This is a genomic window from Phenylobacterium sp. (assembly GCF_036502675.1).
GTDB lineage: Bacteria > Pseudomonadota > Alphaproteobacteria > Caulobacterales > Caulobacteraceae > Phenylobacterium.
Map to the genome: position 1 here is coordinate 1 of NZ_DASXYF010000097.1, position 14,019 is coordinate 14,019.

Consider the following 14,019-nt stretch of genomic DNA (forward strand, 5'->3'; position numbering starts at 1 on the left):
CCGCGTCCAGCACGCCCAGGTCGCCGGTGAGCTCCGCCGAGCGGATCAGGCACACCGCCCGGGCGCCGGCCGTGAGCCCCCGGAGCGGCGAGGTCGGCGTGTCCTTGAGCACCAGGGCCGCGCGGTCGTAGCAGGTGACCGCCTGTTCATAGGCCTGCTCGTTGGCACTGGCGTCGCCCAGCGCCTGCAGGCCCTGGCCGAGCACCGCCTGCACCCGGGCCCAGTCGAACGGGCTGTGGTCGCGGTTCAGGTGGTCGAGCACGTCGGCCAGCGCGGAGACGGCGTCGGCGACCACGCCCACGTCGCCGCTGGTCTCGCCCTGCAGCACCATGGCCTGGCCGCGCAGGATCTCCGCCCGCGCCCAGGTGAGCGGCTCATAGGCCGGGTCGAGCCCCCGCGACGCCCGGGCCGCCTCACAGGCGGCGTCGCCCAGCAGATCGGCGTCCTTCAGCTTGGCGCCCCAGGCGCTGAGGATGTCGGCGCGGACGATGCGGGCCTCGGCGGCCAGCTGACGGGCCACGGTGTGGCGGCGCATCTGGCTCTCCAGCGCGGCGATCGGCGCATTGAACCGGGCGCTGGCGACGCGGGCCGCCTGGGCGTCGCCGTCGGCCAGGTGCAGGCGGGCCTCGACGGCGGCCACGCCGACTTCGGCCAGGGCGGCGGCCAGTCCGCCGCGCGCGGCGGCGCGGGCCTCGCGGAAGGCGACGTCGGCCGCGGCGTGCAGGCCTTCGTCGCCGAACATCTCGGCGCCCAGCATGGCGCAGAACGCCTGTTCGCAGCGGGCGCGGGCCCAGCCGTCGGGGCGGCGGTTGCGGTCGAAGGCGGCGGCGGCGATCTCGGCGGAGGCGGCGGCCTTGCGCAGCGAGGCGGCGTCGCCGGTGCGCCGGGCGGCCTCGCGCCAGACGATGGCGGCCTCCAGCCGGCGCTGGGCCTTGTCCTTGGCGCCGATGCGGCCGGCGGCCACGTCGGCGGCCTTGCCCTCCACCAGCAGCAGGCGCAGGTCGAGCAGCTCCATCAGGGCCGCGTCGCCGCCGGTGAGACCGTCGGCGAAGGCCTTGAATCCATCGGCGGCGAACAGGCGCCGAAGCTCTCGGGCGAACTCGAACATGCACGCGACTCCGCAGACCCGTGTCGTCCCAGGCCGGGACGCAGCGAGCGGGTTGCTACGGAACGGAGCAAAGCCGGAGCCGCGGACTTTAACAAGTCGTTAACCATATACTTAAATTTGATCGGCGTCTGGCCCGCAACTTGCATTGGTTAACGGGCGAAGCCGGAGCTCCACTTGGAGAGTCTAGCGGCGGCGGCATGACACGGCGCCCTCGACTGGGCGGTCCCGGGCGCCGCGTTCGGTTCGCGGACGGGACTGGCGCCCGTCAGCCGTTGTCGGGGGCTTCCGCCGCGCCCTTGCCGGCGATCCAGGCGCGGGTCTCCGCAAGCATCTCGTCGGAAAGCTCCGGGTCGTCGCTGAGCCGGGCCAGGATCACGGCGCCCACCATGGCCGCCCAGCTGCCGATCGCCGCGCGGCGCCGTTCGGCCGGACCGTCGCCGGGCGCGCCCTGGATGAAGCGCTCGATCTGCCGCCGCAAGCCGGCGGTCATCGCCGCCCGGGCCTCGGGCGGCTGGCGGATGGTTTCCCCGCCCAGCCCCGCCGTGGGGCATCCGCCCGCCAGGTCGTCGCGATGGCTCGGGGAAAGATAGGTCGCCGCGTAGTCGGCGAGATCGACCTCGGACGGCGCCGCGGCCGCCAGCACGTGGGCCAGGGCCTGGGCGATCAGGTCATCCTTCGATTTGAAATGACCGTAAAAGCCGCCGTGGGTCAGGCCGGCGGCCTTCATGACCTCGGCCACGGTCACGGCCTCGAAGCCGTGCGCCCTGAAAAGGCGGCTCGCCGCTTCCAGGATCCTCATCCGGTTCTCCGCCACCCGCTCGCGACTGACCCTCATTCCATTCTCCATCCGCCCGCTTGACATCATATATGATGACCGTCATGTATGCACTTACATGATGTCTATCATGAATGACACGTCCACAAGGAGCGTTCCATGACCGCCAAACCCGCCGTCCTGATCACCGGCGCCTCCACCGGCATCGGCGCCGTCTACGCAGAACGGTTCGCCAAGCGCGGCCATGACCTCGTGCTGGTGGCGCGCGACCGCGCGCGGATGCAGGCCCTGGCGGAGCGCCTGCGCCGGGAGGACGGAGTCTCGGTGGACGTGCTGCAGGCGGACCTCACCGTCGCGGACGAACTCGCCCGGGTCGAGGCGCGCCTGCGCGACGACGCGCGGATCGGCGTCCTGGTCAACAACGCCGGCGCCAGCGCCGCCGGCGGTTTCCTCGACCAGAGCCCCGACACCGTGGCCGGCCTCATCAGCCTCAACGTCACCGCGCTCACGCGGCTGGCCAGCGCTGTCGCCCCCCGGTTCGCCGCGGCCGGCGAAGGCGCGATCGTCAACATCGGCTCGGTGGTGGGGCTGGCGCCGGAGTACGGCCTGGCGGTCTACGGCGCGACCAAGGCTTTCGTCCTGTTCCTCACTCAGGGCCTCGATCTCGAGCTTGGGCCCAAGGGGGTCTATGTCCAGGCGGTGCTGCCGGCGGCGACGCGCACGGAGATCTGGGAACGCTCAGGCCGCGATCTGAACGCGATGGTGGGCGTCATGGAGGCCGACGAACTGGTGGACGCCGCCCTCGTCGGTTTCGACCGCCGCGAGACCGTCACCATCCCGCCGCTGCCGGACGCTGGCCAATGGAGCGCCTTCGACGCGGCGCGGCAGGTCATGATCCCCAATTTCGCCCAGGATCACGCCGCCCAGCGCTATCGCGAGGCGGCCTGAGCCTCCTCGGCGCGGGACGATCGCCGGTCAGCCCGATGTCCGCAGTTCAAAGATCGCGGCCAGGTCCGCCGGCGTAAGGATGCGGATCGCGCCGGGGGCCAGGTCGGCCGGCAGCTCCAATCCACCGACGGTTTCGCGGTGAAGCGCCGTGACGTGATTGCCGACCGCCGCGAACATGCGGCGCACCTGGTGGTAGCGGCCTTCGGTGATCGTGAGGCGCGCTTCGGTGGGAGCGAGGACGTCGAGGGCGGCGGGGAGCAGCGGCTTGTCCTCGCCCTCCAGCATCAGCTCGCCCGAGGCGAACAGGGCGGCTTCGGTTCCGGCGAGCGGGCGGTCGAGCACGGCGCGGTAGCGTTTCGGAACATGGCTCTTCGGCGAGATCACCCGGTGCAGCAGGCGGCCGTCGTCGGTGATCAACAGCAGGCCGGAGGTCTCCTTGTCGAGGCGGCCGATGGTGGAGAGCGCCGGGTCGCGGGCCCGCCAGCGGGGCGGCAGCAGGTCGTAGACCCGCTCGCCCTCCTCCTTGTGCGAGCAGACGACGCCCAGGGGCTTGTGCATCATCAGGGCGAGCGGCGCGGGCGGGTCCAGGGGCTCGCCGCGGACGGTCAGGCGCTGCGGCAGGTCCGGGCCGATCGGGACGTGCTTCGCCCCGTCTTTTATGGGCGCGCCGTCGAACTGCACCAGGCCCACGGCGGCCATGTGCTGCACCTCGCGGCGGGAGCCGTAGCCCAGGTTGGCGAGCAGGCGGTCGAGGCGGGCGGTGGTCATCGGCGGGCCTCGTAGACCTTGAAGCCCTCGACCTCGGCGACGGCGCGGGTGGCGGCGAACTGGGCGGCCAGCACCGTCTCGTAGGGCAGGTGGCGGTTGGCGACCAACCAGCAGCGGCCGCCCTTGCGCAGGGCCCTGGCCGCCGCGCCGATCAGGCCGGCGCCCAGGCCGCGGTTCTCCGCCCCGGCCTCGTGGAACGGCGGGTTCATCACCACGAAGTCGAGCTCGGCGGGCAGCGCGCCCGGCTGGCGGGCGTCGGCCCAGGCGAAAACGGCGCGGGGGTCGGCGAGGTTGCGGCGGGCGGCGTCGACGGCGCGGCGGTCCACGTCGACGAGGTGCAGGCGGGCGACGGCGGGCGCCTGCAGCACCTTCCCGGCCAGCACGCCGACCCCGCAGCCCAGGTCGGCGCCCTGCCCCGCCAGCGGCGGCAGGTGGGCCAGCAGCAGCGCGCTGCCGGGGTCGAGGCGGTCCCAGCTGAAGATCCCCGGCTGCGACCAGAGGCCGAGGCCCGGCGGGACCTGCGGGCCGCCGGCGGCGACGGCTTCGGCGAGGCCCGGGGCTGCGTCGGGGCGGACCACGCGGCAGATGCGGTGGTGGCGGCGGGCCTCCTCCCGCACGGCGCAGCCGAAGGCCTCCAGCGCGGCGCGCAGGCGCGAGCCGCCGCGGTCCTTGGGGGCCAGCGCCGTCAGCCGTCCGCCGGGTCTGAGGATCCGCAGGGCCTGGGCCAGGACATAGCCGCGCTCCAGGGCGCCCGGCGGGGCCAGGACCAGGGCCTCGTCGGCGGAGGCGTCAGCCATCGCCTCCAGCGCCTGGGCGCCGGGGACCAGCGGCGAGGCCTGCACCGCGCCGGCCGGGACGATGGCCACGTCCGGCCGCGGGCTTCCGTAGACGATCGCGGGCGCCACCTGGGTCAGCCCCGCTCCTTGGTCCGCTCGAAGCCCAGCTCGGGGTGGCGCTCGGCGGCGTAGCCCACGTCCCACGACGACTTGGCCAGATATACCGGCTGGTCGTCGATGTCGCTGGCCATGCCGGTGCGGTGGGTGTCGATGAAGGCGTCGATGTCGGCCTTGGCGCCGGTCAGCCAGCGGGCCTCGCCGTAGGGGCTGGGCTCGAAGATCACGTCGAGCTGGTATTCGTTCGAAAGGCGGTCGGCCATCACCTCGAACTGCAAAGGCCCCACGGCGCCGACGATGAAGTCGGCGCCGACGATCGGGCGGAACAGCTGGGTCACCCCCTCCTCCGCCAGGCCTTCCAGGGCCTTCTTCAGGTGCTTGGCCTTTAGCGGGTCCTTGACCCGCACCCGCTGCAGGATCTCGGGGGCGAAGTTGGGCAGGCCGGCGAACCGCAGGGCGCCGCTTTCCGAAAGGCTGTCGCCCACCCGCAGGACGCCGTGGTTGGGAATGCCGATGACGTCGCCGGCGTAGGCCTCCTCCGCCAGCTCGCGGTCGGAGGCGAAGAACATGATCGGGGCGTTGACCGACAGCTGGCGGGCGGTGTTCTGCACCTTCAGCTTCATGCCGCGCTGGAACCTACCCGAGCAGAGCCGCAGGAAGGCGATGCGGTCGCGGTGGTTGGGGTCCATGTTCGCCTGGACCTTGAAGACGAAGCCCGCGACCTCGCGGTCGCCGGGGGCGACATGGGTCTCGGCGCCGGCCTTGGCGGCGGCCACCGCACGGGGCGGCGGGGCGTAGGCGCCCAGGCCTTCCAGCAGCTCCTCGACGCCGAACTTGCGCAGCGCCGAGCCGAAGAACACCGGGGTCATGTGGCCCTCCAGGAAGGCCTGGGGGTCGAAGGGCCTGGAGGCGCCCTGCACCAGCTCGGCCCCCTCCTGCATCTCGGCCTGCTCGTCGGGGTCGAGGAAGCTGACGATGGCGTTGGAGTTGGCGGCGACAGGCGGCGGATGGCCCTCGTCGTGGCCGGCGCCGCCGGTCTTCTTGCCGAAGGGAATGAAGCGCTGGCGGCGCAGGTCCAGCATGCCCTTGAACCGGCCGCCGGAGCCGGCGGGCCAGTAGAGCGGCGCAGGGTCGAGGGCCAGCTTGCTTGCGATCTCGTCCAGCAGATCGAAGGGATCCTGCGCCTCGCGGTCCATCTTGTTGATGAAGGTGACGATGGGGATGTCGCGCAGGCGGCAGACCTCGAACAGCTTCAGCGTCTGAGGCTCGATGCCCTTGGCGGCGTCCAGCACCATCACCGCGGCGTCGGCGGCGGTGAGCGTCCGGTAGGTGTCCTCCGAGAAGTCCTCGTGGCCGGGGGTGTCCAGCAGGTTGAACATCAGGCCGTCATGGTCGAACGTCATCACGCTGGCCGAGACGGAGATGCCGCGCTCGCGCTCGATCTTCATCCAGTCGGAGCGGGTGCGGCGGTTCTCGCCGCGCGCGCGCACCTGCCCCGCGGCGCGGATGGCGCCCCCGGCCAGCAGCAGGTTCTCCGTCAGCGTGGTCTTGCCGGCGTCGGGATGGGAGATGATGGCGAAGGTCCGCCGGCGGGCGGCCTCGGCGGCGGGGGAAGTGCTCATGGCGCCGGGGGGTAGCATTCCTTTCCGCGCCTGCGAAGACGTGGCGGCCCACCCAAAGCCTCTCCCCTTGATGCAGGGGTATCGCATGTGATGGCGCGGCGGCCTATTTCGGTGACGGGCCGCGCGCTTCTTGTCGCGCCTATGTTCCCACTATGTTCTCGACATACGGCGCCGCCTGAGCTATGCTTTCCGGCTCCTGCCGGCATGGTTCGCAGAGGGCTTTCGTGTGATGGACTCTTGCAAAGTGTTTACCGGTTAACACCCCAGGCGTTTACCGGCACAGCGCCCCGGAAACACCTTGGAGATTATATAAATCATTGATTATACATCTATTTCGTCGAAAATGGAAGTGTTGTCCGCCACCTGGAAAAGTGTTTCCCACCGAAAGCTCAGGCCACCGCCACCCCGTGGAGCTGGTCCAGCGTGCAGCTGCCGGGCGCCTTGTCCGGCCGCCAGCGCAGGAGCTTGGTCCCGTGGCGGAAGCGGTCGCCGGTGACGTGGTCGTAACGCACCTCGACCACCAGCTCGGGGCGCAGCGGCGTCCATTCGGCGGTGCGCTCGTCGCTCCAGCGGCTGGGGCCGCCGGGGGCGCGGCCGGTGAAGCCCGGCGGGCCGGCGTGCGCCTCCAGCTCGCGGGTCAGCTCGGGGCGCTCGGCGTTGGAGATCGTCGAGGTGAAGCCCACGTGGTCGAGCCGGCCGCCGGCGTCGTAGAGCCCCAGCAGCAGCGAACCGACCAGCCGCTTGCCGCTGGCGTAGCGGAAGCCGCCCACGACGCAGTCGGCGGTGCGCAGCCGCTTGATCTTCAGCATCGCCCGCTCGCCGGGCCGGTAGGGCTCGTCGAGCCGCTTGGCGACCACCCCGTCGGTGGCGCCGCCGGCCTCGTCCAGCCAGCGGCCGGCCGTGGCGGCGTCCTCGACGCCGGGGGACAGGCGCAGGAACGGCGATGGGCCGACCTCGGCCGCGAAGGCCTCCAGGGCGGCGCGGCGCTCGCGGAGGGGGGCGGCCAGCAGGGAGCCGCCGCGCGCGTCGGCCAGCCGGTCGAAGACCACCAGCTCGGCCGGCGTCTCGCGGGACAGCTTGTCGATCCGGCTCTGGGCGGGGTGCAGCCGCATCTGCAGGGCGTCGAAGGACAGCCGGCCGTCCACGGCGACGGTCAGTTCCGCGTCGAGCACGAAGCGGTCGACGGCCGGGCCGCGCAGGGCCTCCGCCATCTCCGGGAAGTAGCGGGTAAGCGGCTTGCCGGACTTGGCCTTCAGCTCGACCGCCTGGCCGGCGCGGAACGCCAGGCAGCGAAAGCCGTCCCACTTGGGCTCGTAGCGCCAGCCGGGCCCGCCGGGCAGCTCGCCGACGGACTTGGCCTCCATCGGTTCGAGGTCAAGGGGAACGCCGAGCTGGGCGAAGGGATCTTGAGGCTGGGTCATGCGCCTTCCCTGGGGCGCGATTCGAACCCGCCAGGGGGCGGAGCGTTCCGCGTGTCAGGCGGAGAGCCGCCGCCAGACCCGGCGGTCGGCGGCCACCATGTCGAGGCGGCCCTCGCGCTGGCGGTCCTCCAGGTCGGCCATCAGCGGATCGTCGACCGTCGCGAACTGGGCGTGGACGTCCTCGGCCGCGGCGTCGAAGGCCGGGGCCACGAACAGGGCGGCGTTGACCCCGGGCGCCCTGGCCGCGATCAGCGCGGCCAGGCGCCGGGCGCGGGCGGTGTCGTCGTACTGCAGGCGCGGATCCTCGGCGAACAGCTCCTGGCCCATGCGCTGCAGGCTTTCGAAGGGCATCGCCTCCAGGGAGGAAGCGTCGAGGCGGGGCGGCAGGCGCACGCCCCGGGTCTCCAGGACCACGTCATTCAACAGGAACAGCATGGGCGGAGCCTAAGCCGGCCAGGCTTTCAGGGCGGTGCACGAAGGCGGTAAAGGCCGCGTCAACCACGTTCGACCGGCTCCACCAGGAAGTGGCGGCCCTGGCGGTCCTCGATCTCCACCACCCAGAGGTCGGGGTCGCGGCGGACGGCGCGTTCGATGTAGCGGTCGAGGTCGGCCTCGACCTCGCTGGCGGCCGGCTGCATCCACACCCGCTCGCCGTCGCCGCGGAAGGCCTCGGAATAGAGACGGCTGGTCCCGTCGGAGCGGTTGAGCGCCTTGACCAGCACGGCGCCGGCCCGCGCGTCGCCCTTGCGCGCCACGACGGCGAAGGCGCCGCCGAGCTCGGCGCGCCGGATGAGCGCGCCCACCCAGACATCGGTGGCCAGGAGCATGTGGACGCGCCTCGATAACGGAACGGAAACGCCGCCGGACTACGGTCCGGCATGGGCCCAGGATCATACGAGACCGCCGGAAGGATGACGAGCACGCGCAAGCCTGCGCGCCGATGGGCGCTCTTGGCGCTGGCCGCGGCCGTGGCCGGGCCGGGGCTGGCCCATGCCGCGGCGATCGACATGCTCTACGAACGCACGGTGATGACGGCGGCCGACAGCCGTTGCCGCCTCTTCGCCCCGGCGGTGAGCGCGGCGCTGGACGCCGGCCGGGCCCAGGCGCGCAACACCGCGCTGCGCGCCGGGACCGACGAGGCGGCGGTGGCGGCGGTGGAGCAGCGGGCGCGGGCGAAGGCTGCGGGGGCTGCCTGCGACGCGCCGGACCTGGCGATGGCGGCCACGCGGGTGCGCGACGCCTTCGAGGGTTTCTCCAAGGTGACGCGGCTGACCTACCCGGGCGACGTGGCGGGCTGGCGGGCCGACCGCAACGCCGGCCGCGCGGCCCGCTGGCGGCTGTCGCAGGACGTGAGCTTCGGCTGGGACCGGATGACCTTCGGCCTGGCCGGCCGCGACGGAGAAGGCGCGCTGCTGGCGGTGGCGGACTTCCCGGACGGCGCGACGCCCTATGCGGCGCGGCTGGTGATGCGCGACGCCGACCGCAGCTCGGGCGCCTACCTCGACCGGCGCGGGGCGGACGTGAACGGGCGGCTGCCGCTGGCGCGCCGGCTGCCGGCGGCCTATGCGCTGAAGACCTTCCAGGCGGCGGCGCGCAGCCCGGCGGGCTCCGACCTGGCGGCCAGGACGATGAAGCAGCCCTGGGCCTTCCGCTTCCCGCCGGAGGCCGCGGCCCGGCTGGCGGCGCTGGACCCGCGCGAGGCGGTGGCGGTGGACTTCGTCATGCCCGACGACACCGTGCGGCGGGCCTATGTGGAAGTGGGCGACTTCGCCCCCGGCCGCGCCTTCCTGCGGCTGGCGCAGCAGTAGGCGCTAGGAGGCGCCCTCGGTCTCGGGAGTGTCCGCCGGAAGCAGCACCGGCAGGCGGACCGTCACCGTCGTCCCCTCGCCCAGTTCGCTCTCGATGTTCATCTCGCCGCCGTGCAGGCGGGCGAAGGCCGTCACCAGGGAGAGGCCCAGGCCGGTGCCGGCGGCGCGCTGCTCGGCCTCGCCGGCCTGTTCGTAGGGATTGCCCAGGCGGGCGATGTCCTGCCGGCCGATGCCGACGCCGCTGTCGGCCACCACCAGCTCCAGCACCTCGCCCACGGCCAGCGCCGTGACCGTCACCGAGCCGCCCTTGGGGGTGAACTTCAGGGCGTTGGAGATCAGGTTCAGCGCGATCTGCTTCAGCGCCCGGCGGTCGGCGTCGCACTCCAGGGGCTCGCGCGGCAGGACGCCGCGGAGCTGCACGCCCGCCCGGTCGGCCTGGCCGCGCATCAGGCGCAGGACGCCGGCCACCGCGTCGCGGGCGTCGAACACCTCGCGGGAGAGCTCGTAGCGCTCGGCCTCGATCTTCGACATGTCGAGGATGTCGTTGATCAGCTCCAGCAGGTGGCCGCCGCTCTCGTGCACCAGCTCGGCGTATTCGACGTAGCGGTCGGAGAGCGGCCCGAACAGGCGCTGCCGCATGATGTCGGAGAACCCCATGATGGCGTTGAGCGGGGTGCGCAGTTCGTGGCTCATGTTGGCCAGGAAACGGGACTTGCCGGCGTTCTGCGACTGGGCGAGGTCGCGGGCGCGCTCCATCTCAGCTTCGCGGGCGCGCTGGCCGCGGCCGTCGCGCAGCACGGCGAGCAGCCCCCGGGCGCTACGGCGGCGCAGGGTCGCGATCACCCAGCCCTGCGGGTCGGCGGCGGGGGCGAAGCCCGCCTCGGCGGCGCCTTCGGCCAGCGCGCGGCCCAGGGCGGCCTCCAGCCGCGGCCTGTCGCCGGGAACGGCGGCCTCCACCAGACCGCCGCCCACCAGGGCCAGCGCGGCGATCCCGTCCGGCGCGCGGCCGACGGCGCCCTCGATGCGGCCGTCGGGGGACAGCATCAGCAGGAGCTGCGGCTGGTCGAGCATCAGGTCGCTGAGCTGGCCGCGGACGGCGCGGTCGCGCCGGGCCTCGCCCGCCAGCCGCACCAGGGCCGCGCCCAGGCCGCCGCCGGTGGTCGCCAGCGCCAGCAGGCCGAGGGCGGCGGCCAGCGGGGCGGGCGGCGGCGGCAGGGCCATGAGGCTGGCGCCCAGGGCCGAGAAGGCGGCGGCGGCCAGGGAGAGGGCGGCGGCGAGGGCGACCAGCCTCGGCCGGCGCATGAAGGCCGCGGCCGCCAGCGGACCCAGGCACCAGGCGCCCAGCGGGCCGCCGACGCCGCCGGTCATGAGGCTGGCGCCCGCGCCGGCCACCGCCCAGAACAGCAGCATCGGCGCACGCAACGGCAGGGTGCGCGGCGCCGGCGCCAGCATCAGGCCGAGCAGCGCCGGCGCTGCGCCCAGGGTGAGAGCGGCCGTGCTGCGGCCCACGTGCAGCAGGCCGGCCCCCGCCAGCGCCAGGCCGACCAGCGCGGTCGCAGCCACCCATGCGGCGTGCCAGAGCGCCGCGGCGACATCCACGCGCTCGGTCGTCGCCCGCGCCGGCGCGGTTCGGCGGGGGAAAGATGCAGGGGTCAAGCCAGGCAAGGTCCGATAGCCGATCTGAACCCGCGCAGCTTAGCGAGGGACGCGCGGGCGTGTAAGCATGCTCGCCTGCCGCGCGACGGGCGCTGCAAGCCCTTGTATGGGCGGCAGAAACGAAATCGTAAGCGAGCTGCGCAAGGATGCGGGCCTGAGACCCGAAAGGCCTCCGCCCGTCATGTCCCAAGCGGCCCCGCTTCCGATACCCGCCGAATCCGCTGCATCGGAGGCCCGGCGCACGTCCGCCTCCGCCCGCCGCGCCGCCGTGCTGGACGAGCACAAGCGCTCGTTCCTGCGGATGGCGAGCCACGAGTTGCGCACCCCGCTGAACTCCATCCTCGGCTTCTCGGAGATCATCTCGGCCGAGCTCTACGGGCCGCTGGGCGCGCCGCAGTACAAGGAGTACGCGGACATCATCCGGGCGAGCGGCCAGCGGCTGCTGAAGCTGGTGAACCAGATCCTGGAGATCGCGCGGCTGGAGGGCCACGTCACCGACCTCGACCTGCAGCCGGAGTCGCTGGACAACGCGCTGGACGACGTGCTCGACGGGCTGAAGGAGGAGATCGCCGTCCGCCGGGCCCGGGTGGAGGCGTCCGGGCGCGGCGCCCTGCCCCTGGTGGTCGCCGATCCGCGGGGCTTGCGCACGGTGCTCGCCAACCTGATCCAGAACGCCGTCGGCTTCTCGCCGGAGGGCTCGACGGTGCGGCTTTCCGTAACCGTGCAGGGCGCCGACGTGGAGATCGCCGTGGCGGACGACGGGCCCGGCGTCGATCCCCTGGACCTGCCCCGGCTGATGCGGCCCTTCGAGCAGGGGGAAAGCGCGCTCACCCGCCGCAGCGAGGGGGCCGGCCTGGGGCTGCCGATCTGCGACCTGCTCTGCCAGGCGATGGGCGGGCGGCTGAGGCTGCAGTCGGCGCCCGGACAGGGCTTCACGGCCCGCGTGCGGCTGGCTGTGGGCTGAAGGCCGGTTGCGGTCGGGGGGCGGGCCCCTTAAGTCGCCTACGTCCATGTCCAAGATCGAAGACGACCTGCAAGTCCTGGCCGACGAGTTCGAGCTGCTCGGCGACTGGGAGGAGCGCTACCGCTACGTGATCGAGCTCGGCCGCGAGCTGGCCCCGCTGCGCGACGCCGAGCGGTCGGACGCCAACAAGGTGCGCGGTTGCGCGAGCCAGGTGTGGCTGGTGACCGAGCCGCAGGACGACGGGACCTTGCGCTTTCGCGGCGATTCCGACGCCCACATCGTGCGGGGACTGATCGCCATCCTCATGCGGCTGTTCTCCGGGCGGACGCCGCCGGCGATCCTGGCCTTCGACGCCAAGGCGGCGTTCGAGCGGCTGGGGCTTTCGGGCGCGCTCTCCTCACAACGATCCAACGGGCTGGCGGCGATGGCGACGCGAATCCGCCACGACGCGCAGGCGGCGGTGACGGCCTGAGGTCGGCGAGTCAGGCGGCGCGGATGCCGCTCATCGCCTCGCCGCGCACGCCGACGACGGCGTCGTAGCCCATGATCATGTCCACGTCCCGGCCGTTGGAGGCCAACGGCAGGCGCAGCCAGAGGATCGACAGGTGGCCGGCGCCGCGCCAAGCTAGGTTGTGCACGCCGACGGTGGGACGGCGCTCCTCCACCACCTTGGCCAGTTCATCGCGCCAGTATTCGGCGGCGGCGGAGTTGTAGACCTCGGTGAGCGCCCGGCCGGTGATCTCGCGGCCGTAGACGCTGTAGAGCCCGGTGCCCGCCAGGCGCAGCCGGAAGTCCAGCGGCTCGCGGAAGACGTCGATCAGGCTGATGGTGGGCAGCAGCCGCTTGAAGTCCCGGGGGTTGACGTCGTCGCGGCCCGGAAGCCGCGCGCCTTTGCGCAGGGACGCCCAGTAGCTGTACAGCTCCTCATGCGCGCGGGCCGCGGCCGCCGAGGCTCCGATATGCGCCGCCATCTGTATATTTACCCAAACAACGCTTTGGAATTGCGACGAATCACTTATCGCCCGACACGCGAATCGGCGGCAAGGGAAAATGCGGCCTGCGACGAAAGATTTCGCCGCAAGCTACACTGGAAATGCAAAACGCCCGCCGGCGAGGGCGGGCGTCGCAACTCTAATCCGGTCCCGAACTTTTCGGGACGGCGGTCAGCGCTTCTTGCGCGCCGCCTGCCGGCCGCCCTGGCCCAGGCCCATCTGCTTGGCCAGGTCCGAACGCGCCTTCGCATAATTCGGCGCGACCATCGGATAATCCTTGGGCAGGCCCCACTTGGCCCGGTATTCCTCGGGGCTCATGTTGTACTTGGTGCGCAGGTGCCGCTTCAGCGACTTGAACTTGCGGCCGTCTTCCAGGCAGACCAGGAAATCAGGCGTGATCGAACGGCGGATCGGCACCGCCGGCTCCTTCGGAGCCACTTCGGCCACGTCGCCGCCGGTGGAGATACCGGCCAGGGCCCGGTGCACGCTCTGGATCAGCGCGGGCAGGTCAGCCGCCGTAACGGAATTGTTGCCCACATAAGCGGAGACAATATCCGCCGTCATCTCGATGACTTCCGACTTCTCATCCATTCTTGTTTTCCATAGGAAGCGCGCCGTCGAGGGCGCTGAGTTGATTCACAACATCAGTAGCGCGTTGCTTATCTGGAACTTATGCGCAGCACAAGCATACAAATAGAGGTTATTTCAGCGTAACAGCCCGAAAATTGAGATGGAAACAGGCTGTCGAGCTCAAAGAACCAATTTCGCCGAGTAAGCGGTAGGTCCTCTACCTGTACGCTCGCGGCCTAAGCGGGTGTTGTCAGCGGAAATCCGGGGCCTGCCAGTGATCCCAGATGTCCGGCAGATCGCTGGACACCTTGTCGGGAAAGGCGGCAGGGCGTTTTTCCAGGAACGAGGTCACGCCTTCGCGCGCGTCGCCGGACTTGCCGCGCGCCTGGATGCCGCGGCTGTCGGCCCGGTGGGCGTCCATGGGGTGCGCCGCCCCGGAGTTGCGCCAGATCAGCTGGCGGGTCAGGGCCACGGAGACGGGCGCTGCATTGTCG

The 14,019-nt window shown here is 72.1% G+C and carries 15 protein-coding genes and 1 pseudogene; 4 read left to right on the forward strand and 12 right to left on the reverse strand.

Features of this window, described 5'->3' with window-relative positions:
* Both VGL30_RS12390 and VGL30_RS12395 read right to left on the reverse strand, forming a co-directional pair.
* Positions 1 to 1,108, reverse strand: a 1,108-nt coding sequence (locus tag VGL30_RS12390) for a hypothetical protein (protein WP_331540303.1), incomplete at its 3' end; no start/stop codon positions are given.
* Positions 1,109 to 1,373: 265 nt separating this feature from the next.
* Positions 1,374 to 1,943 carry a helix-turn-helix domain-containing protein gene (locus tag VGL30_RS12395; RefSeq protein ID WP_331540304.1) on the reverse strand — a complete coding sequence of 190 codons (570 nt, stop codon included), beginning with the start codon at positions 1,941 to 1,943 and terminating at the stop codon, positions 1,374 to 1,376.
* A 99-nt stretch (positions 1,944 to 2,042) separates the two neighbouring features.
* Here VGL30_RS12395 and VGL30_RS12400 point away from each other — a divergent pair, with 99 nt between their 5' ends.
* Complete coding sequence (locus VGL30_RS12400) at positions 2,043 to 2,831, forward strand: SDR family oxidoreductase (protein ID WP_331540305.1); 789 nt, start codon at positions 2,043 to 2,045, stop codon at positions 2,829 to 2,831.
* A gap of 27 nt (positions 2,832 to 2,858) precedes the next feature.
* On the opposite strand, the gene VGL30_RS12405 is transcribed toward VGL30_RS12400, so the two are convergent.
* From VGL30_RS12405 to VGL30_RS12430, 6 genes are all read right to left on the reverse strand, one after another.
* Positions 2,859 to 3,599, reverse strand: a complete 741-nt coding sequence (locus VGL30_RS12405; protein ID WP_331540306.1) for a 16S rRNA pseudouridine(516) synthase — start codon at positions 3,597 to 3,599, stop codon at positions 2,859 to 2,861.
* Positions 3,596 to 4,504, reverse strand: coding sequence for a class I SAM-dependent methyltransferase (locus VGL30_RS12410; protein WP_331540307.1), 909 nt, complete (start codon positions 4,502 to 4,504; stop codon positions 3,596 to 3,598). The genes VGL30_RS12405 and VGL30_RS12410 overlap by 4 nt, the downstream gene beginning before the upstream one ends.
* A gap of 5 nt (positions 4,505 to 4,509) precedes the next feature.
* Entirely contained in the window at positions 4,510 to 6,114 is a 1,605-nt protein-coding gene (locus VGL30_RS12415) for a peptide chain release factor 3 (RefSeq protein WP_331540308.1), read from the reverse strand.
* A gap of 389 nt (positions 6,115 to 6,503) precedes the next feature.
* The gene (locus tag VGL30_RS12420) at positions 6,504 to 7,535 is read right to left on the reverse strand and encodes an ATP-dependent DNA ligase (RefSeq protein WP_331540309.1); all 1,032 of its coding nucleotides are present in this window, start codon (positions 7,533 to 7,535) and stop codon (positions 6,504 to 6,506) included.
* 54 nt (positions 7,536 to 7,589) lie between these two features.
* Positions 7,590 to 7,970 carry a hypothetical protein gene (locus tag VGL30_RS12425; protein ID WP_331540310.1) on the reverse strand — a complete coding sequence of 127 codons (381 nt, stop codon included), beginning with the start codon at positions 7,968 to 7,970 and terminating at the stop codon, positions 7,590 to 7,592.
* A gap of 59 nt (positions 7,971 to 8,029) precedes the next feature.
* Positions 8,030 to 8,362: a DUF1491 family protein gene (locus VGL30_RS12430; protein WP_331540311.1), complete on the reverse strand. Its 333-nt coding sequence runs from the start codon at positions 8,360 to 8,362 to the stop codon at positions 8,030 to 8,032.
* Positions 8,363 to 8,446: 84 nt separating this feature from the next.
* On the opposite strand from VGL30_RS12430, the gene VGL30_RS12435 reads away from it, so the two are divergent.
* Positions 8,447 to 9,343 (forward strand): hypothetical protein, encoded by an 897-nt coding sequence (locus VGL30_RS12435; RefSeq protein WP_331540312.1) that lies wholly within the window; start codon positions 8,447 to 8,449, stop codon positions 9,341 to 9,343.
* A gap of 3 nt (positions 9,344 to 9,346) precedes the next feature.
* Here the strand turns inward: VGL30_RS12435 and VGL30_RS12440 are convergent, their stop codons facing one another.
* The gene (locus VGL30_RS12440; protein WP_331540313.1) at positions 9,347 to 10,942 is read right to left on the reverse strand and encodes a HAMP domain-containing sensor histidine kinase; all 1,596 of its coding nucleotides are present in this window, start codon (positions 10,940 to 10,942) and stop codon (positions 9,347 to 9,349) included.
* Between the two features lie 238 nt (positions 10,943 to 11,180).
* On the opposite strand from VGL30_RS12440, the gene VGL30_RS12445 reads away from it, so the two are divergent.
* Both VGL30_RS12445 and VGL30_RS12450 read left to right on the forward strand, forming a co-directional pair.
* A complete protein-coding gene (locus tag VGL30_RS12445) occupies positions 11,181 to 11,963 on the forward strand; it encodes a HAMP domain-containing sensor histidine kinase (protein ID WP_331540314.1) in 783 nt (260 codons plus the stop codon).
* Positions 11,964 to 12,009: 46 nt separating this feature from the next.
* Complete coding sequence (locus VGL30_RS12450) at positions 12,010 to 12,435, forward strand: SufE family protein (RefSeq protein WP_331540315.1); 426 nt, start codon at positions 12,010 to 12,012, stop codon at positions 12,433 to 12,435.
* Between the two features lie 10 nt (positions 12,436 to 12,445).
* On the opposite strand, the gene VGL30_RS12455 is transcribed toward VGL30_RS12450, so the two are convergent.
* The 3 genes and pseudogenes from VGL30_RS12455 to VGL30_RS12465 form a co-directional block, all read right to left on the reverse strand.
* A complete protein-coding gene (locus VGL30_RS12455) occupies positions 12,446 to 12,934 on the reverse strand; it encodes a PAS domain-containing protein (RefSeq protein WP_331540316.1) in 489 nt (162 codons plus the stop codon).
* 192 nt (positions 12,935 to 13,126) lie between these two features.
* A complete protein-coding gene (locus VGL30_RS12460; RefSeq protein WP_331540317.1) occupies positions 13,127 to 13,546 on the reverse strand; it encodes a MucR family transcriptional regulator in 420 nt (139 codons plus the stop codon).
* Positions 13,547 to 13,775: 229 nt separating this feature from the next.
* Positions 13,776 to 14,019: pseudogene (locus tag VGL30_RS12465) on the reverse strand (enoyl-CoA hydratase); the annotation flags it as partial.

Bases quoted from the DNA above. Each gene is read 5' to 3' on its own strand.
- VGL30_RS12395 (WP_331540304.1), bottom strand. From the start codon at position 1,943: ATGAGGGTCAGTCGCGAGCGGGTGGCGGAGAACCGGATGAGGATCCTG.
- VGL30_RS12400 (WP_331540305.1), top strand. From the start codon at position 2,043: ATGACCGCCAAACCCGCCGTCCTGATCACCGGCGCCTCCACCGGCATC.
- VGL30_RS12405 (WP_331540306.1), bottom strand. From the start codon at position 3,599: ATGACCACCGCCCGCCTCGACCGCCTGCTCGCCAACCTGGGCTACGGC.
- VGL30_RS12415 (WP_331540308.1), bottom strand. From the start codon at position 6,114: ATGAGCACTTCCCCCGCCGCCGAGGCCGCCCGCCGGCGGACCTTCGCC.
- VGL30_RS12420 (WP_331540309.1), bottom strand. From the start codon at position 7,535: ATGACCCAGCCTCAAGATCCCTTCGCCCAGCTCGGCGTTCCCCTTGAC.
- VGL30_RS12425 (WP_331540310.1), bottom strand. From the start codon at position 7,970: ATGCTGTTCCTGTTGAATGACGTGGTCCTGGAGACCCGGGGCGTGCGC.
- VGL30_RS12430 (WP_331540311.1), bottom strand. From the start codon at position 8,362: ATGCTCCTGGCCACCGATGTCTGGGTGGGCGCGCTCATCCGGCGCGCC.
- VGL30_RS12435 (WP_331540312.1), top strand. From the start codon at position 8,447: ATGACGAGCACGCGCAAGCCTGCGCGCCGATGGGCGCTCTTGGCGCTG.
- VGL30_RS12445 (WP_331540314.1), top strand. From the start codon at position 11,181: ATGTCCCAAGCGGCCCCGCTTCCGATACCCGCCGAATCCGCTGCATCG.
- VGL30_RS12450 (WP_331540315.1), top strand. From the start codon at position 12,010: ATGTCCAAGATCGAAGACGACCTGCAAGTCCTGGCCGACGAGTTCGAG.
- VGL30_RS12455 (WP_331540316.1), bottom strand. From the start codon at position 12,934: ATGGCGGCGCATATCGGAGCCTCGGCGGCCGCGGCCCGCGCGCATGAG.
- VGL30_RS12460 (WP_331540317.1), bottom strand. From the start codon at position 13,546: ATGGATGAGAAGTCGGAAGTCATCGAGATGACGGCGGATATTGTCTCC.